This window comes from Amnibacterium soli (assembly GCF_039544415.1).
GTDB classification, from domain to species: Bacteria; Actinomycetota; Actinomycetes; order Actinomycetales; family Microbacteriaceae; genus Amnibacterium; species Amnibacterium soli.
In genome coordinates this window covers 720,261-737,788 of sequence record NZ_BAABLP010000002.1, presented here as the reverse complement: position 1 = coordinate 737,788, position 17,528 = coordinate 720,261, and the positions used below count along the sequence as shown (strand labels likewise).

At 73.7% G+C, this 17,528-nt stretch carries 14 protein-coding genes, 1 tRNA gene and 1 other RNA gene; 5 read left to right on the top strand and 11 right to left on the bottom strand.

Going from position 1 to position 17,528, the window contains the following annotated elements:
* Window positions 1–104: 104 nt before the first annotated feature.
* The 7 genes from ABEA53_RS07440 to aceE all read right to left on the bottom strand — a co-directional run bounded on the left by ABEA53_RS07440 (window position 105) and on the right by aceE (window position 9,832).
* Window positions 105–2,150 (bottom strand): NAD(+) synthase, encoded by a 2,046-nt coding sequence (locus tag ABEA53_RS07440; RefSeq protein ID WP_345480417.1) that lies wholly within the window; start codon window positions 2,148–2,150, stop codon window positions 105–107.
* Window positions 2,151–2,181: 31 nt separating this feature from the next.
* Window positions 2,182–3,423, bottom strand: a complete 1,242-nt coding sequence (locus ABEA53_RS07435; protein ID WP_345480416.1) for a beta-ketoacyl-[acyl-carrier-protein] synthase family protein — start codon at window positions 3,421–3,423, stop codon at window positions 2,182–2,184.
* Between the two features lie 51 nt (window positions 3,424–3,474).
* Window positions 3,475–3,723, bottom strand: a complete 249-nt coding sequence (locus tag ABEA53_RS07430) for an acyl carrier protein (RefSeq protein ID WP_345480415.1) — start codon at window positions 3,721–3,723, stop codon at window positions 3,475–3,477.
* Window positions 3,724–3,832: 109 nt separating this feature from the next.
* Window positions 3,833–4,837, bottom strand: a complete 1,005-nt coding sequence (locus tag ABEA53_RS07425) for a beta-ketoacyl-ACP synthase III (RefSeq protein WP_345480413.1) — start codon at window positions 4,835–4,837, stop codon at window positions 3,833–3,835.
* Window positions 4,834–5,739 (bottom strand): ACP S-malonyltransferase, encoded by a 906-nt coding sequence (locus ABEA53_RS07420; RefSeq protein WP_345480412.1) that lies wholly within the window; start codon window positions 5,737–5,739, stop codon window positions 4,834–4,836. The genes ABEA53_RS07425 and ABEA53_RS07420 overlap by 4 nt, the downstream gene beginning before the upstream one ends.
* Window positions 5,740–5,844: 105 nt before the next feature.
* Complete coding sequence (locus tag ABEA53_RS07415) at window positions 5,845–7,092, bottom strand: PucR family transcriptional regulator (RefSeq protein ID WP_345480411.1); 1,248 nt, start codon at window positions 7,090–7,092, stop codon at window positions 5,845–5,847.
* Between the two features lie 13 nt (window positions 7,093–7,105).
* A complete protein-coding gene (gene aceE / locus ABEA53_RS07410; RefSeq protein WP_345480410.1) occupies window positions 7,106–9,832 on the bottom strand; it encodes a pyruvate dehydrogenase (acetyl-transferring), homodimeric type in 2,727 nt (908 codons plus the stop codon).
* 132 nt (window positions 9,833–9,964) lie between these two features.
* On the opposite strand from aceE, the gene ABEA53_RS07405 reads away from it, so the two are divergent.
* A tRNA-Val gene (locus tag ABEA53_RS07405) sits at window positions 9,965–10,037 on the top strand.
* Window positions 10,038–10,092: 55 nt separating this feature from the next.
* Here ABEA53_RS07405 and ABEA53_RS07400 read toward each other — a convergent pair.
* Window positions 10,093–10,614: an Ltp family lipoprotein gene (locus ABEA53_RS07400; protein WP_345480409.1), complete on the bottom strand. Its 522-nt coding sequence runs from the start codon at window positions 10,612–10,614 to the stop codon at window positions 10,093–10,095.
* 186 nt (window positions 10,615–10,800) lie between these two features.
* On the opposite strand from ABEA53_RS07400, the gene ABEA53_RS07395 reads away from it, so the two are divergent.
* Genes ABEA53_RS07395 through ABEA53_RS07385 form a run of 3 tightly spaced genes read left to right on the top strand, consistent with a single transcriptional unit; the run spans window position 10,801 to window position 15,004 of the window.
* A complete protein-coding gene (locus ABEA53_RS07395; protein ID WP_345480408.1) occupies window positions 10,801–13,611 on the top strand; it encodes a hypothetical protein in 2,811 nt (936 codons plus the stop codon).
* Entirely contained in the window at window positions 13,608–14,357 is a 750-nt protein-coding gene (locus ABEA53_RS07390; RefSeq protein ID WP_345480407.1) for a zinc ribbon domain-containing protein, read from the top strand. The genes ABEA53_RS07395 and ABEA53_RS07390 overlap by 4 nt, the downstream gene beginning before the upstream one ends.
* Before the next feature lie 8 nt (window positions 14,358–14,365).
* Window positions 14,366–15,004: a DUF1345 domain-containing protein gene (locus tag ABEA53_RS07385; protein ID WP_345480405.1), complete on the top strand. Its 639-nt coding sequence runs from the start codon at window positions 14,366–14,368 to the stop codon at window positions 15,002–15,004.
* 215 nt (window positions 15,005–15,219) lie between these two features.
* Here the strand turns inward: ABEA53_RS07385 and rnpB are convergent.
* Together rnpB and ppgK are read right to left on the bottom strand one after the other, a co-directional pair.
* An RNA gene (rnpB, locus tag ABEA53_RS07380) (RNase P RNA component class A) lies at window positions 15,220–15,600 on the bottom strand.
* Between the two features lie 24 nt (window positions 15,601–15,624).
* Window positions 15,625–16,449 (bottom strand): polyphosphate--glucose phosphotransferase, encoded by an 825-nt coding sequence (ppgK, locus tag ABEA53_RS07375; protein WP_345480404.1) that lies wholly within the window; start codon window positions 16,447–16,449, stop codon window positions 15,625–15,627.
* A 73-nt stretch (window positions 16,450–16,522) separates the two neighbouring features.
* Between ppgK and ABEA53_RS07370 the strand changes: the two genes are divergently transcribed.
* Window positions 16,523–16,699, top strand: coding sequence for an SPOR domain-containing protein (locus ABEA53_RS07370; RefSeq protein ID WP_345480403.1), 177 nt, complete (start codon window positions 16,523–16,525; stop codon window positions 16,697–16,699).
* 13 nt (window positions 16,700–16,712) lie between these two features.
* Here ABEA53_RS07370 and panB read toward each other — a convergent pair whose 3' ends face one another.
* Window positions 16,713–17,528 (bottom strand): 3-methyl-2-oxobutanoate hydroxymethyltransferase, encoded by an 816-nt coding sequence (gene panB / locus ABEA53_RS07365; protein WP_345480402.1) that lies wholly within the window; start codon window positions 17,526–17,528, stop codon window positions 16,713–16,715.

Sequence of the window (17,528 nt, the reverse complement as noted above, 5' to 3'; positions counted from 1 at the left end):
GACGGACGTCGCCGCACGGCGGTCCGTAGCCGGCGCCCGTCCTGGGCGTTCTCGAGTCCGCCCCCCGAGACGACGCTCCTGATGGCGTGCAGCGGGCGAGCCCGTCAGTCGAAGGCGCCTTCCGCGTCCCAGCGGGACAGGTCGGCCAGCCAGGCCGCCGCGGTGCCGTCGGACGGCGCGCGCCAGTCGCCGCGCGGCGACAGGGAGCCGCCGGCGAGCACCTTCGGGCCGTTCGGCATCGCCGAGCGCTTGAACTGCGCGAACGCGAAGAAGCGGCGTACGAACACCTCGAGCCACCTCCGGATCTCCGGCAGGTCGTACTCGGCGCGCTTCGCGTCCGGGAAGTTCGGCGGCCACGTGCCCGCCTCCGCGTCCCGCCAGGCGTGCCAGGCGAGGAACGCGATGCGACCCGGGCGGAACCCGTAGCGCAGCACGTGGAAGAGCGCGAAGTCCTGCAGCGCGTACGGGCCGACCTTCGACTCCGTGGACTGCAGCTGCTCGCCCGGCACCAGCTCGGGGCTGATCTCGGTGTCGAGGATGCGGCCGAGCGTCGCCTCGACCTCCGCGTCGAACTGATCGGTGCTGATCACCCAGCGGATCAGGTGCTGGATGAACGTCTTGGGGATGCCGCCGTTGACGTTGTAGTGGCTCATCTGGTCGCCGACGCCGTAGGTCGACCAGCCGAGCGCCAGCTCGGACAGGTCGCCGGTGCCGAGCACGATCCCGCCGCGCTGGTTCGCGATGCGGAACAGGTAGTCGGTGCGGAGGCCCGCCTGCACGTTCTCGAACGTCACGTCGTAGACCGGCTCGCCCGAGCCGAACGGGTGCCCCATCTCGCGCAGCATCGTGGTCGCGGTCGGCCGGATGTCGATCTCGGCCGCGGTGACCCCGAGCGAGCGCATCAGCGACCGGGCGTTGCCGCTCGTCTCGTCGCCTGTCGCGAAGCCCGGCAGGGCGAACGCGAGGACGTCGGTGCGCGGTCGGCCGGTGCGGTCCATCGCCTGCGCGGCGACGAGCAGGGCCTGCGTGGAGTCGAGTCCGCCCGAGACGCCGATGACGACCTTGGGCCGTCCGATCGCCTCCAGCCGCTGCACCAGGCCGGCGACCTGGATGTTGTAGGCCTCGTAGCAGTCCTGCGCGAGTCGGGCCGCGTCGGAGGGCACGAAGGGGAACCGCTCGACGCGGCGTCGGAACCCGATGTCGGTCCGCGCGGGCTCGAGGGCGAAGCGGATGCGGCGGAACCCGCCCACGCGCTCGGCGTGCGTGCGCCGGTTGTCGTCGAACGTCCCCATCCGCATGCGCTCCTGGCGCAGCAGGTCGAGGTCGACGTCCGCGATCGCCGCGCGCTGGTCGTCGGGGAAGCGGTCCGTCTCGGCGAGCAGGACACCGTTCTCGTAGACGAGCGTCTGGCCGTCCCACGACAGGTCCGTGGTCGATTCGCCGAGGCCCGCAGCGGCGTAGACGTAGGCGGCGAGGCACCGGGACGACGCGGACCGCGCGAGCAGCTCGCGGTCCTCCGCGCGGCCCACGGTGATCGGGCTGCCCGACAGGTTCGCGAGCACCGTCGCGCCGGCGAGGGCCGCCTCCGCGCTCGGGGGGATCGGCACCCAGAGGTCCTCGCAGATCTCCGCGTGCAGCACGAGCCCGGGCAGGTCGACCGCTTCGAACAGCAGGTCGGGCCCGAACGGCACCTCGCCGCCGAGCACGTGCATCGAGCCGCCCCGGCGGTCGTCCGCCGCGGTCAGCTGGCGGCGCTCGTAGAACTCGCGGTAGTTCGGGAGGTAGGACTTCGCGGCGACGCCGAGCAGCCGGCCGCGGTGCACGACGGCGGCGCAGTTGAAGACGCGGCCGTCGCGCCGCAGCGGCGCGCCGACGACGAGCACCGGCTGCAGCGTCCGGCTCCCGTCGACGATCCGGGCGAGCGCCTGCTCGACCCCGTCGAGCAGGGCGTCCTGCAGCAGCAGGTCCTCGATCGAGTAGCCGCTGAGGCACAGCTCGGGGAAGACCGCGACGTCGACGCCCTCGTCGGAGACGGAGCGGGCGAGCCGCAGCACGTCCTCGGCGTTGGCGAGCGGGTCGCCGATGGTGACGCGCGTGGTGCAGGCCGCGACGCGGGCGAACCCGTGCTCGTGGATCGACCGGAAGTCCATCGCCGTGCTCCTCCGTCGCGCTGCCGCGAGGTCAGGCGGTGGCGAAGACCGTCACCGCGTTGTGGCCGCCGAAGCCGAACGAGTTGCTCAGCGCGACGACGTCCCCGGCAGGCAGCGGCCGCGGGGCGGTCGCGACGTCGAGCACGATGTCGGGGTCCGGGTCGGTCAGGTTGATCGTCGGGGGAGCCGTGCGCTCGAGCAGCGCCTTGACCGTGAACACGGCCTCGATGGCGCCTGCAGCACCGAGCAGGTGACCGGTGGCGGCCTTCGTGGCGCTGACGACGACCTCGTCGAGCCGGTCGCCGAACACGGCGCGCATCGACTTGTACTCGGCGATGTCGCCCACCGGCGTGCTGGTGGCGTGCGCGTTGATGTGCGCCACGTCGGTCGCCGAGATCCCGGCGTCCTCGAGCGCGAGCCGCATCGTGCGCGGCACCGAGCCGTCGGGGTTGGGGTCCGGCGCGCTGATGTGGAAGGCGTCGCTCGTGACGGCGCCGCCCAGCACGCGGGCGTAGATCTTCGCGCCGCGGGCGCGCGCGTGGTCCTCGCGCTCGAGGATCAGCGCCGCAGCGCCCTCGCCGAGCACGAACCCGTCACGACCGCTGTCGTACGGGCGGGAGGCGAGCTCGGGGGCGTCGTTGCGCTTCGACAGCGCCTGCATCTGCGCGAACGCGGCGATCGGCAGGCCGTGCACCGACGCCTCGGTGCCGCCCGTGATGATGACGTCCGCGTAGCCGAGCCGCAGGTGGTCGAGCGCGTTGCCGATCGCCTCGTTGCTCGAGGCGCACGCCGACACGACCGTGCGGGCGCCGGCGCGCGCCTTGAACTCCATCTCGATCGCCGCTGCTGCGGCGTTCGGCATGAGCATCGGCACCGTCATCGGCGGCACCCGGCGCGGACCCTTCTCCTTCAGCGTGTCCCACGCCGAGAGCAGGGTCCAGACGCCGCCGATGCCGGTCGCCCAGTCGACGCCGAGCCGCGTCGGGTCGACCTCGGGCGCACCGGCGTCGGCCCACGCGTCGCGCGCGGCGAGCAGCGCGTGCTGCGCGCCGCGGTCGAGCCGCTTCGCCTCGATGCGGTCGAGCACCTCGGAGGGGTCGACCTTCGTGGTGGCCGCGAACGTCACCGGGAGCTGCAGCTCCTCCACCCACGGGTACGGCAGCGTGCGCGCGCCGGACTCGCCGGCGAGCAGCGCCGTCCAGGTGTCCTGCGCGTTCCCGCCGAGGGGCGAGAACGCACCGATACCGGTGACGACGACGTCTGGAGCTGCCATGGAGCGGGGAGTGCCTTCCGGTGACGGGTTCGGCTCAGGACCTGGGTCTGGTCAGGCCTGAGCGGCGGTGATGAAGTTGACGGCGTCGCCGACCGTCTTGAGGTTCTTGACCTCTTCGTCCGGGATCTTCACGTCGAACTTCTCCTCGGCGTTGACCACGATGGTCATCATCGAGATGGAGTCGATGTCGAGGTCGTCGGTGAAGGACTTGTCCATCTCGACGGTGTCGGTGGCGATGCCCGTCTCGTCGCTGACGAGCTCGGCGAGGCCGGCGAGGACTTCTTCGGTGGACTGAGCCATGTCGGCGTTCTCCTTGGTCTTGTCGGTCCGCGGCTCCCGCGGAACCGGTCGGTGGTCAGTGTATTGGGGCGCGCGTCGCGCGCCCCATCGACGGTGCTCGGGCGGGGCCTCAGGGGAGGCGGACCACCTGGGCGCCGAAGACGAGGCCGGCGCCGAAGCCGATCTGCAGCGCGAGGCCGCCGGACAGCTCGGGGTGCTCGGCGAGCAGCGCGTGCGCCGCGAGCGGGATGGACGCGGCGGACGTGTTGCCGGTGCGCACGATGTCCCGCGCGATCGCGACGTGCTCGGGCAGCTTCAGCTGCTTCGCGAGCTCGTCGATGATCCGGATGTTCGCCTGGTGCGGGATGAAGGCGGCGAGGTCGTCGGCCGAGATACCGGCCGCGTCGATCGCCTGCTGCGCGACCTTCGCCATCTCCCACACGGCCCAGCGGAAGACCGTCGGGCCCTCCTGGCGCAGCGTCGGCCAGTCGATCTCGCCGTTGCCGTCGCGGTAGGCGGACAACGGGTTGTCCATGCCCACGACGTCCCACTTGGAGCCGTCGGAGCCCCACACGGTGGGGGAGACGCCGGGCTCGTCGGCCGGGCCGAGCACCGCGGCGCCCGCGCCGTCGCCGAGCAGGAAGGAGATGGTGCGGTCGGTCGGCTTCGCGAACTGCGACAGCTTCTCGGCGCCCACCACGAGCACGTACTGGGCGAGGCCGGAGCGGATGAACGAGTCGGCCTGGGCGATGCCGTAGGTGAACCCGGCGCACGCGGCGGAGATGTCGTAGGCGGGCGCGGGCGTCGCACCGACGCGGTCGGCGAGCAGCGCGGCCAGCGACGGCGTCTGCACCGTGTTCGAGATCGTCGACACGAGGACCGCGCCGATCTGGTCGGGCCGGATGCCGGCCGCGGCGATCGCGTCCTTCGCGGCCTCCTCGGCCAGGTCGACGGCCTCGACGCCGGGCGTCGCCCGCCGGCGCTCGATGACGCCGGTGCGCTGGCGGATCCACTCGTCGGAGGAGTTGATGGGGCCGGCGATGTCGTCGTTCGTGACGACCGCCCCGCCGCGCGCGGCACCGTAGGCGAGGATGCGCGAGCCGGCGGAGCCGGTCGACTGGTTCAGGGCGCTCATGCGATCCGATCGAGCAGGTCTCGCGCCGCGGCGAGGTCCGACGGCGTCTTCACCGCGACGGTCGGCACGCCCTTGAGCCCGCGCTTCGCGAGCCCGGTCAGCGTGCCGGCCGGAGCCAGCTCCACGAGCCCGGTGATCCCGGCGCCCGCGAACGACTCCATGCAGCGGTCCCACCGTACCGGCGAGGCCACCTGGCCCACGAGCAGGTCGAGGAACGCGCTTCCCGCGGTCACCTCGCTGCCGTCGCGGTTCGTCCAGAGGCGCACGGCGGGGTCGGCGGGGGAGAGGGAGCCGGCGAACGCGCGCAGCGTCTCGACCGCCGGCGCCATGTACTCGGTGTGGAAGGCGCCGGCGACCTGCAGCGGGATGACCCGCGCGCCCTTCGGCGGCTCGGTCCGCAGCGCGTCGAGGGCCGGCAGCTCGCCGGCCGCGACGATCTGACCGCCGCCGTTGCGGTTCGCGGGAGTGAGTCCCAGCTCGGCGAGCCGGTCCACCACGACCTGCTCGTCCCCGCCCACGACGGCGCTCATGCCGGTCGGGACGGCGGCGGCAGCTTCGGCCATCGCCCGGCCCCGGGTGGCGACGAGGCGCATGCCGTCGACGTCGGAGAGCACGCCGCCGACGACGGCGGCGGTGACCTCGCCCACGGAGTGGCCCGCGATGGCCTCCACCGGGCGCTCGAGCGCGGCGGCCGTCACGATGCCCGCGGCCACGATCAGCGGCTGGGCGATCTCGGTCCGGCGGATCGTCTCCGCATCGGCCGTGGTGCCGAGCGCGACGAGGTCCAGTCCGGCCGCCCGGCCCAGCGCCTCCAGCCGCTCCCGGACGCCGTCGAGCTCGAGCCATGGTTCGAGGAAGCCGGGGGACTGGGAGCCCTGACCGGGCGCGACGACGACGATCACGATCCCCAAGTCTGCCCGACGGGCGGTGCGCCGGGCTGAGGACGTCGCCCACGATCGGCGCAGATCGTTGGAGGTCTCCTCCAACACCCCTCGCCGCGGATCGCTCTACTTGCGGCGCCGCACCTGCACGGGTTCGCTGATCGCACCGACGATCAGCGCGGCGTGCAGGACGAACGCGTCCCGGGGCGACGTCGGGTCCCAGCCGAGCAGCTCGGTGATGCGCTTCAGGCGGTAGCGCACCGTGTTCGGGTGCACGTACAGCTCGCGCGCCGTGCCCTCCAGCGAGCGGCCGTTGTGGAGGTAGGCCCACAGGGTGCCGAGCAGCTCGGGGCTGTGGTGGTCCTTCAGCGGCGTGTGGATGCGCGACACCAGCGTCGCCCGGGCGAGCGGGTCGCCCGCGAGCGCCCGTTCGGGCAGCAGGTCGTCGGCCGCGACGGGCCGCGGCGCGGAACGCACCGCCCGGGCCGCGGCGAACCCGGCGAGGGCCGCGCGGGCGCTGCGGGACGCCGCCACCAGGTCGGGCACCGTCGGGCCGAGCACGACCGGTCCGACGCCGAAGCCGGACTCGAGGCTCTCGGCGATGTCGAGGAACGAGGGCGGCGTCGTCTCCGACCCGCCCTCCGGCGCGGTCTCCTCAGCCGGAGCGGGCTGCTCCTCCGACCGGAACGCGGGGCCGGCGGCCTCGTCGGACCGGCCGATGACGAGCACGAGCCGGGCGCCCTGCACCCCGATCAGCACGTCCGACCCCAGGTGCCGGGCGGTGCGGCGCAGCTGGTCGACGTCCAGCAGCCTCGGGGTGGTGCCGACGAGCACGGACACCTCGCCGTGGCCGTGCCAGCCGAGCGCGGCGATGCGGCTCGGCAGGGCGTCGTCGGCCTCGCCGGACAGGATCGAGTCGACCACCAGGGCCTCGAGCCGCGCGTCCCACAGGCCCCGTGCCTCCGCCGCCCGGGCGTAGACGTCGGCGGCGGCGAACGCGACCTCCCGGGAGTACAGCAGGATCGGCTCGCGCAGCGTCTGATCCGTGTTGCTCGAGATGCGCTCCTCGACCACCTCGACGGTCGCGCGGATCAGCTGCAGCGTCTGGGTCAGGCTGACCGACCGCAGCAGCTCACGCGGCGCTGTGCCGAACACGTCGGCGGCGATCCACGGCGTGGAGGACGGGTCCTCGTACCAGCTGATGAACGACCGGATGCCGGCCTGCGCCACCAGCCCGACCGAGCTCCGCCGCCCCGGCGGCATCTCTCGGTACCAGGGGAGCGTGTCCTCGAGCCGCTTCAGGGTGGCGGTGGCGAGCTCGCCCGCGATCTGACGGAGCCACGAGAGGGTCTCCGCCTTCGAACGAGCCGCCACCGCCTGCCTTGGTCTAGCTCTCGCCGCCGGCGGACCCGGAGGTGCCCGCGGTCACGTCGTGCAGCTCGTACCGGTCGATCGCCTGGGCCGCCGCGTACGGGTCGACCTTGCCCTCCTCGGCCAGCGCCTCCAGCGCCCGCACCACAACCGACGGTCCGTCGATGTGGAAGAAGCGGCGCGCGGCGGCACGGGTGTCGGAGAAGCCGAAGTCGTCCGCACCGAGCGTGATGTAGGTGCGCGGCACGAACTGGCGGATCGAGTCCGGCACCGAGTGCGCCCAGTCGCCGACCGCGAGCACGGGCCCCTCGGTGCCCTGCAGCTTCTCGGTGACGAACGGCGTGCGCTTGTCGGCGTTCGGGTCGAGGAACGCGTCGTGCTCGGCCTTCAGGCCGTCGCGGCGCAGCTCGCCCCACGAGGTGACGCTCCACACGTCCGCGGCGACGCCCCAGTCCTTCTCGAGCAGCTCCTGTGCCTCGAGGATCCACGGCACCCCGACCCCGGAGGCGAGCAGCTGGACCCGCGGGCCCTGCGCCTCCGAGCGCTTCAGCAGGTAGATGCCCCGCTTCACGCCCTCGACGTCGAGGTCCTCGGGCTCCGCCGGCTGCGGCATGGGCTCGTTGTAGACCGTCAGGTAGTACATGACGTTCGGCTCGGGGTGGGTGCCGCCGTACATGCGGTCCAGGCCGTCGGCGACGATGTGGCCGATCTCGTACCCGTACGCCGGGTCGTAGGCGACGACCGCCGGGTTGGTCTCGGCGAGCGTCAGCGAGTGGCCGTCCGCGTGCTGCAGGCCCTCGCCCGTCAGCGTCGTGCGGCCCGCGGTCGCGCCGATCAGGAAGCCGCGCGTCATCTGGTCGCCCGCCGCCCACAGGGCGTCGCCCGTGCGCTGGAACCCGAACATCGAGTAGAAGACGTAGACCGGGATCAGCGGCTCGCCGTGCGTGGCGTAGGAGGAGCCGATCGCGGTGAAGGCCGCGAGCGCACCCGCCTCGTTGATGCCGACGTGGACGATCTGGCCCTGCGGGCTCTCCTTGTAGGCCAGGAGCAGCTCGCGGTCGACCGACGTGTAGTGCTGGCCGCGCGGGTTGTAGATCTTCGCCGTCGGGAAGAAGGCGTCGATGCCGAACGTGCGCGCCTCGTCGGGGATGATCGGCACCACGCGGGCGCCGAAGTCCTTCGCGCGGACGAGGTCCTTCAGCAGCCGGACGAACGCCATCGTCGTGGCGACGGGCTGCGTGCCGGAGCCCTTCTTCACGACCTGGTACGCCTTCGCGTCCGGCAGGTTCACCGGCGCGTGGTTCGTGCGGCGCTGCGGCACGTAGCCGCCGAGCGCGCGGCGGCGCTCCTGCAGGTACTGCACCGCCTCGTCGTCCTGCCCCGGGTGGTAGTACGGCGGCAGGTACGGGTTCTCCTCGAGCTGCCCGTCGGTGATCGGGATGCGCAGCTCGTCGCGGAACTGCTTCAGGTTGTCGAGCGTCAGCTTCTTCATCTGGTGCGTCGCGTTGCGCCCGGCGAAGTTGGGGCCGAGGCCGTAGCCCTTGATCGTCTTCGCGAGGATGACGGTCGGCTGGCCCTTGTGCTCGAGCGCGGCCTGATAGGCGGCGAACACCTTGCGGTAGTCGTGGCCGCCGCGCTTGAGGTTCCAGATCTGCTCGTCGGTGTAGTCCTCGACGAGCTTCGCGGCGCGCGGGTCGCGGCCGAAGAAGTTCTCGCGGACGTACGCGCCGCTCTCCGCCTTGAACGTCTGGAAGTCGCCGTCGGGCGTGCTGTTCATGAGGCGCAGCAGCGCGCCCTCGGTGTCGCGGGCGAGCAGATCGTCCCACTCGCGGCCCCAGACGACCTTGATGACGTTCCAGCCGGCGCCGCGGAAGTAGCTCTCCAGCTCCTGGATGATCTTGCCGTTGCCGCGGACCGGGCCGTCGAGGCGCTGCAGGTTGCAGTTGATGACGAACGTCAGGTTGTCGAGGCCCTCGTTCGCCGCGACCTGCAGCTGGCCGCGGCTCTCGACCTCGTCCATCTCGCCGTCGCCGAGGAAGGCCCAGACGTGGCTCTCGGACGCGTCCTTCAGGCCGCGGTTCGTCAGGTACTTGGCGACCTGCGCCTGGTAGATCGCGTTGATCGGGCCGATGCCCATCGACACGGTCGGGAACTGCCAGAACTCCGGCATCAGGCGCGGGTGCGGGTAGGAGGGGATGCCGTGCGGTGCGCGCGACTTCTCCTGGCGGAACCCGTCGAGGTCCTGCTCCGTCAGCCGGCCCTCGAGGAAGGCGCGGGCGTACATGCCGGGGGAGGCGTGCCCCTGGAAGAAGACCTGGTCGCCGCCGCCCGGGAAGTCGGGGCCGCGGAAGAAGTGGTTGTAGCCCACCTCGTACAGCGCCGCCGACGAGGCGTACGTGGAGATGTGGCCGCCCACCGCGATGCCGGGCCGCTGCGCCCGGTGCACCGTGATGGCCGCGTTCCAGCGGATCCACGCGCGGTACCGGCGCTCGACGTCCTCGTCGCCGGGGAACGCGGGCTCGTCCTCCGGGGCGATCGTGTTCACGTAGTCCGTGGTGGGCACCATCGGGATCCCGAGGTGCAGCTCCTGGGAGCGGCTCAGCAGGCTGAGCATGATCTCCCTCGCGCGCTCGTGGCCGAGCCGGCTCACGAGGGTGTCGAGGGACTCCACCCACTCCGCGGTCTCGGCCGGGTCGCGGTCGAGGGTGCCTGAGACGTAGGGATTCTGGTCGTTGACCGTCACGCGCGTTTCCCACTTCCTGGTCGAGGAACGAGCGCGCCGATCCTAGTCGCGCACCCCTCCGCTCCGGCCCCCGGAACGGTTCCCGGCAGGGATCGCGGCGGGTGCGCGCCGGATACGCTGATCCCGCTTCGAGGGCCTTTAGCTCAGCTGGTAGAGCGCCACGTTTACACCGTGGATGTCGTCGGTTCGATCCCGGCAGGGCCCACGGTGCGGCCTCCCCGGCCGCGGACGGCCGCGCCCGATCAGAGGCGGTCGATGGCTCAGTGCGCCTGGGACGGCGTGAACCGGGCGCCGTACTCGCTCGTCAGCTGGTCGTACAGCTCGTCGTCCGACATGTGGAAGAGCTTCTCGTAGGACCTGGCGGCGCCGAGGGCCTCCTTCCGGTAGTCCGCCTTCACGTGCTTCAGGGCGTAGGCCGCCTGCCGCTTCGTGTACTGGGACCCGTACCGGCTCGTCAGCTGCGTGAACAGCGCCGCCTCGCTGATGTCGAGCGTCCGGACGTACGACTTCGCGGAGCCGAGGGCCTCCCGGTTCCAGTCCGCCTCGACGTGGTTCGCCCCGTACTGAGCGGCCTTCGCCGAGAACCTGCCGCCGTACCGGCTGTGGAGCTGGTCGTACAGGCCCTTCTTGCTGAAGTCGAGGACCCGGACGTAGGACCTGGCCTGCGCGAGGGCGTTGCGGTAGGAGCGGGGCACCGAGGCCTCGGCGGGAGCCGCTGCCCCGACGACGAGGGCGATGCTCGAGGCTGCGGCTGCGGCGATGCCGCCGAGGGATTTCTTCACGGATGGCGCCTTCGGGTCTGTGCGGACGGGGAGCGGGTCTCCCGGCCCGCCGAGTGTGAAGAACGGTCTGGTCTGGGGGAACGCCCTCGACGGGGGAGGCGTCGCGGCCGTTCCCGGGCCCGGGGATCGGGGCGACACCCCGCTCGGCGGGGATCGGGTGCCGAGCCCGTCGGTAGCATCGGAGGCATGGCGGACGACCGGTCGATCACCGGCTCCGCGGCGACCGGGGACGACGTCCACGACGACGACGAGCTCGCCGAGGTGCTCGCCGCGGAGCTCGAGCGCTATGCCACCGGCGCGGTGCCCGTGCTGCCGCGGGCGACCGGCGAGGCGCCGGTCCCGCCCGCCGCGTCCGCCGCCGCACCCGCACCGATCCAGCCCCTCGCCGTGCCCCGCGCCACCGACGAGCCGGCTCCCGCCGTCCGGGCTCCTGAAGCCCCGGCCGCAGCGCCCGATGCGGGCGCCTTCGCGCGTCGCGCGGCCGAGGTGGAGCGCGAGATGCGCCGCCCCGCGACCGCGCCGGTGCCCACCGGCGAGGCGTCCGAGTCGTTCCGGCGCGCCGATCGCCCCGCGGGCCGCCGCAGCGCGACCGGGCCCGTGCTGCAGCCCACGCCCCTCCTCACGGCCGAGGACCTGCCGGTCAAGCGCCGCACCGGCTTCCGGCCGCCGCCGTCCGCCGTCGCGCCGCCCGAGCGCGTCGAACCGCTCGACCGCGTGCTGCCGACCGGACCGATCTCGCTGCCCGAGCCGACCGCGAGCCTGCTGGAGTCGATGATCAGCGACGCCACCGGACCGGTCGCGGTGCAGCCGCCGCAGCCCGAGGAGCAGCACGTCGCCCGCCACGCCGCGGCCGCCGCCGCGCCGCTCGCGCCCGAGCCGCAGACGGGACCCGTGCCCGGCCTCGCCCGGCACACCGGGCCGACCGGCCTGCCCGACCCGCTCTACGAGGACTGGGAGCAGTCCCTGCGCGCCATCGGTCGCCCGCGCGACGCGTGGCAGCCGGACGACGAGCTCGTGCCGACCGGGGGCGACCCGGACATGGCGACCGTCGCGATCCCCGTGCAGTCGCTCGGCCGTGGGCTGCGCGCGCCGCAGCCCGTCGACGAGCAGCCGCCGGTCGAGCCCGCGCCGCCGGTCGAGCCGCTGCCCGCGCTCCACGGCGCCCACGCGGTGCCACCGACCGCGCCGGTCGAACGATCCGTCGAGGAGCCGCCGCTGCGCCGGCCCCGATCCGGTCGCCGTCGGGCGGACGTGCCCGAGGACACCGGTCCGGTGCGCGACGCGCCCTCGGCCGACCCCGCGGGTCGCATGTTCCCCTCCGAGCCCGTCGACCTCGCCCCCGAGCGGGAGGCGCCGACGGAGGAGCCCGTCCCGGCCGTCGACCCCGCGTCGGCCGCCGACCCGAACTTCGCCCGGTGGCTCAGCGAGCCGCTGACGCAGGAGCAGCAGGCCCAGCGCGTCGAACCCGCGCCCTTCTCGACGATCGAGGCGCCGTCCCGTCCCGCGGAGGCGGACGACGAGGGCATCGACGAGACGCCGGTCGAGTACCGGGAGGTGAGCGCCGCGACGACCGGCGCCGTGGACCTGCCGCAGATCGAGCCGCGACCGCGCACCGCTCCGGTCCTCATCGAGCGGGTCCGCACCGCGATCCTCCAGCTGCCCACCGTGCCGCCGTCCCCGACCGGGTCGGGCGCCGCGGCGATCGTCGGCCGCTGGTTCGGCGCCTTCGCCTCGCCGCTCACGCTGGTGCTCGCCTTCGGCCTCGCCGCCGCCGGCGCCGGGTCGGCCGCCGTCGCGGCCGTGCTCCTGGGCGCGCTGCTCGCCGTGCCGGCGGTGCTGCGCACGGCCGTGTGGTCCGCGGGCGCGACCGACGACGGCGCGATGCAGGAGGCGTCGGTGCTCGGCCGGCCGATCGGCCGCATCGCCGCGATCGGGCTGCTCGTCGCCCGCGTCGGCGCCGCCGCCGCGGTGGTGCTCCTCGCGGGCTCGGTCGCCGGAGCGTGGGCGGACCGAACAGGGGCGCTCGGGCTCACCGGCTCGAGCGCGGCGCTGCTCGGCTCGACCGTCGTCGCGCTGCTCGCGATCCTCTGCGCGGCGCTGCCCACCCGGGCGACCGCCGTACTGACGCTGCTCGCGGCCGTCGTCGGCGCCGTGGGCACGCTGCTCGTCGCGCTGGTGCTGGCACCGACCGGCGGCACGGCCGTGACCCCCACCGCGGCGGGTGGCGTCGCCGCGGCCGTCGGCGGCTTCGTCGCCGTGGGGCTGCTGCTCGTGCTGTGCGGCGCGGACGTCGCCCGCTGGCGCACCGACCACGCGAACCCCACCTCGACGGCGGTCGGCGCGGTCGTCGCCGCCGTGCTCGGCGCGGTCGTGCTCGTCGCCGGCACGCTGATCGCCTCCCGGCTCGCGGGCGGCGGCGACGCGGTCGACGAGTTCGCCGGCGCGCTCTCCGACGCATCCGCCAGCCTGCTCGCGGCGCCGATGCTCGTGATCCTGCTGCTCTCCGCCGTGACGCTGCCCGCGCTGCTGCTGCGCTCCTCCGGAGCGGCAGCCGCACGCCTGCTCGGTGCCGGCCGCCCGGTGCGGCTCGGCGCGGTCGCCGCGGGCCTGCTCGCGCTCGCCGCGGCGCTCGGGGTGCTCGCCGCGGGCGCCGACCCGGTGGCGGTCGCCGTCGCCGCGGCCGCGCTGCTCGGCGTGCCGGTCGCGGCGTGGGCGGGGCTGCTCGCCGTCACCTCCGGCGTGGTGCGGCCGCTGTCCGCCGCCGTCGGCCTGGTGCTCGCGGTCGTGCTGGGGTGGCTGCTCAGCGACGGGCTGGTCCCCGGGGTCGCCAGCCCGGTGCTCGGCGCCGTGCTGCCCGCGTCCTCGGCGCTGCGCGGCGGGCCGGCCGTCGGCCTGCTCGTGGCGCTGCTGGTCGGCGCCGGTGCCGGCGCGCTCGGGGGGCGCCGGACGACCGTCGTCCGACCGGCCGCCGGTCGCGCCGATACGGTTGAGGGATGACCGTTCCGGGCATCACCGCGCCCCCCGCCGTCCAGGCGCGCCTGCTCGACCTGCAGCGCATCGACGACGAGCTCACCCGCATCGCCCAGCACCGCCGCCGCCTGCAGCAGGCGTCCGACATCACCGCCGTCGAGGGCGAGCGCTCGGTGCTCCGCCGCACCGCCGCCGACCGACGCGGCGAGCTCGAGGACCTGCGCACCCGCATCGGTCGCGTCGAGGCGGACGTGCGCACCGTCGAGCAGCGGCTCGAGCGCGACCGGAGCAGGCTCGCGACCACCAGCTCGCCGAAGGACGCCGCCGGCCTCGAGCAGGAGATGGCCTCCCTCGGCCGGCGCCGCGCAGCCCTCGAGGACGATCAGCTCGTGCTGATGGAGCAGGTCGAGACCGTCGAGGCGGCCGCCGCGGAGGTCGCCTCGGCCATGACCGGGGTGGAGGAGCGGCTCGCGGTGCTCCGGACGGACCGCGAGGACGCGCTCGGGGGCCTCGACGAGCAGCAGCAGGACGCGGCCGGACGGCGTGCCGCCCTCGTCGCGGAGCTGCCCGAGGACCTCGTGGCCCTCTACGACCTGCAGCGGACCCGCTACGGCGTCGGTGCCGCCCGCCTCGTCGGCGCGGTGTCGGAGGGCAGCAACATGGCGCTCACCGGTGCCGACCTCGCGGCGGTGCGGTCGGCGCCCGCGGACGCGATCGTGCTCGATCCCGAGAGCAACTGCATCCTCGTGCGGGTCGACCCGAAGTCGGCCTGACGAGCCGGATGAGCGCCTCCGGGGCGGTGCACGGCCTCGCCGGGCGGCGTCTGGTCGTCACGGCCGTCCTCGGCGTGGTCGCCGGTGTGGCGGTCGCCATCCCGTTCGGCTTCGCATTCGGCCCGGTCGTGGGGTGGCTCGTCGCCTCGACGGCCTACCTGACGTGGACGTGGCTCGCGATCGGGCGCATGGACGCCGCGACGACGAAGCGCCGGGCGACCCGCGAGGACCCGACCCTCGGCGCGTCCCACCTCATCCTGCTGCTCGCGAGCGTCGCGAGCCTCGTCGGCGTGGCCCTGCTGCTGATCGCCAGCAACCACAGCCAGGACCGCGTCGCGGCGCTGCTCGGCGTGCTGAGCGTCGCGGCGTCGTGGGTGACGATCCACACCGTGTACACGCTCGGCTACGCGGCCGCGTACTACTCGGGGCAGGAGGGCGGCATCGACTTCAACCAGCAGGAGCCGCCCCGCTACGCGGACTTCGCCTACGTCGGCTTCACGCTCGGCATGACCTACCAGGTGTCCGACACGACGATCAGCGACTCCGCCATCCGCGGCATGGTCCTGCGCCAGTCCCTGATCTCCTACCTCCTGGGCGCGATCGTGATCGCGACCACCGTCAACCTGGTCATCGCCACGCTGAACTGACGGCCGCGCCGCCTCTGCGGCTCAGCGGCGACGTGTCGCGGCTGGTGGCTCCGGAGAGGCGGAGTGCTGCTCGCCGGCCGTGGTTCCAGTCGGCCTCGCCCCCGTCCCGCGGCCAAGGCCGTGTCGGTGCCCGTGCACCAGGGAAACCGGCGGCGCGTAGCGCGGCGCGGAGCGTCGCGAAGCGCCACGCTGCGCCGCGAAGCGGCGCAGCCATAGGAAACGGGCCGGCGATACGCCGGGTTCTGTCCCGGCGCCGAAGCGCCGGTGACGGCCATCTATCTCGGGGACGCGTCGCCGCGCCCCTCCAGCGGTCCACCCGGGACCATCGGCGAGCAGCCGAATCGGTCCCTGTTCGACCTTGCTCCGGGCGAGGTTTACCCAGCGAGCCCGCTCACACGGGCCCCTGGTGGTCTCTTACACCACCGTTTCACCCTTACCGCCGTCGACCTCGCGGTCGGCGGAGGCGGTCTGCTCTCTGTTGCACTTGCTCTCGGGTCACCCCGGGTGGGCGTTACCCACCGCCCTGCTCTGCGGAGCCCGGACGTTCCTCGGCGCCGCTCCTCGCGGAGCGACGACGCGACCGTCTGCCGGCCCGTTCCTGCCCCCGAGCGTACCGGGGTTCAGGCGGAGGCGTCGGGAGCGGTCTCGTTCGTGGCGCGGACGAGGTGCTCGGCGCCGGTCGTCGGGCGCTCGCCCGAGCCGTGCGCGGCGAGGGACGCGGCGCCGAGGATGCCCGCGTTGTTGCGCAGCGCGGCCGCGACGACGGGGCTGTCGAGCTGCAGGAAGGGCAGGAACTCGTCGGCGTGCTTGCTCACGCCGCCGCCGACGATGAAGAGGTCGGGGGAGAAGAGCTTTTCGAGCGTGCCGTAGTAGGTCTGGAGGCGGCCGGCCCAGCGCTTCCAGCTGAGCTCCTTCTTCTCCCGGACCGCGTTCGACGCGTACTTCTCGAAGTCGCGGTGCGGGCCGATGTCGATGTGGCCGAGCTCCGCGTTCGGCACGAGCAGGTTGCGGTAGATGATCGCGCTGCCGATGCCGGTGCCGAGGGTGGTCATGATGACGAGGCCGTCGACGTCCTTCGCGGCGCCGTACTCGCTCTCGGCGTAGCCGGCCGCGTCGGCGTCGTTCACGAAGGTGATGTCGTGCCCGAGGGCCTGCTCGAAGAGCTGCTCGGCGGCGAGGCCGATCCACTTCTTCGACACGTTCGCGGCGGACATCGTCCTGCCGTTGCGGACGACGGCCGGGAAGCAGACCCCGATCGGCGCCGTGTCGTCCGCCTGGGACAGCTCCGCGAGGATCGACTTGACCACGCCGACCACGTCGTCGGGCTCGCCGCCCTCCGGCGTCGGGCGCTTCACCCGGTCGCTGATGAGCTCGCCCGTGTCGAGGTCGACCAGGCCGCCCTTGATCCCGGTCCCGCCGATGTCGATGCCGATCGCCTGCGCCACGACGGTCACAGTAGCGCCCGGGCTAGCATCCAGACCTGGGGCGGCCCGACCGCCCGCGAGCGGAGGAGGGGTCGTGGCCGACGACGAGCAGTGGTGGTTCAACACGAAGACCGGTCAGGTCGAGCAGGGCGCGCAGTCGCCGTGGTCCGACCGCGCGGGCCCCTACTCGACCCGCGAGGAGGCCGAGGGCGCGCCCGCGCGCATCGCGGAGAACAGCCGGCGCATCGCCGAGGAGGACGCGGACCGCTGAGCCCGCGTCGGCGTCACGCCTCGGGGTACTCGTGCTCCGGGGCCGGGTAGGCGCCCGCCTCCACGTCCTCCCGGAACGCGGTGACCGCGTCGGTGAGGACGCCGCGCAGGTCGGCGTAGCGCTTGACGAACCGCGGCACCCGGCCGCCGCTGAGGCCCGCGAAGTCGGTCCAGACCATGAGCTGGCCGTCGACGTGCGGACCGGCGCCGACGCCGATCGTCGGGATCGTGAGCCGCTCGGTCACCCGGCGGGCGGCCTCCGACGGCACCATCTCCAGCACGACGGCGAAGGCGCCGGCGTCCTCGACGGCGAGGGCGTCGGCGAGCAGCTCGTCGGCGCCGGCCCCTCGGCCCTGCACCCGGTGGCCGCCGAGCCGGTGCTCGCTCTGCGGCGTGAAGCCGATGTGGGCCATGACCGGGATGCCCGCCTCGACGACGCGCGCGATCTGGGTCGCGCTGCGCCGTCCGCCCTCGAGCTTCACCGCGTGCGCGCCGGTCTCCTTCATGAAGCGGATCGCCGTGCCGAGCGCCTGCTCCGCGCCGATCTCGTACGAGCCGAAGGGCAGGTCGGCGACCACGAAGGCGCGGCGCACGGAGGAGGCGACCGCGCGGGCGAGCGGGATCAGCTCCTCCGTCGTCACGGGCACGGTCGTGTCGTAGCCGAGCACCGTGTTGCCCGCCGAGTCGCCGACGAGCAGGAAGTCGATGCCCGCCGCGTCGAAGATCGCCGCCGTGTTCGTGTCGTAGCTGGTGAGGCCCGTGATGCGGACCCCGTTCCGCTTGGCCTCGAGGAAGTGCCGGGTGCGCACCTTCGCCTTGGGATCCGCCAT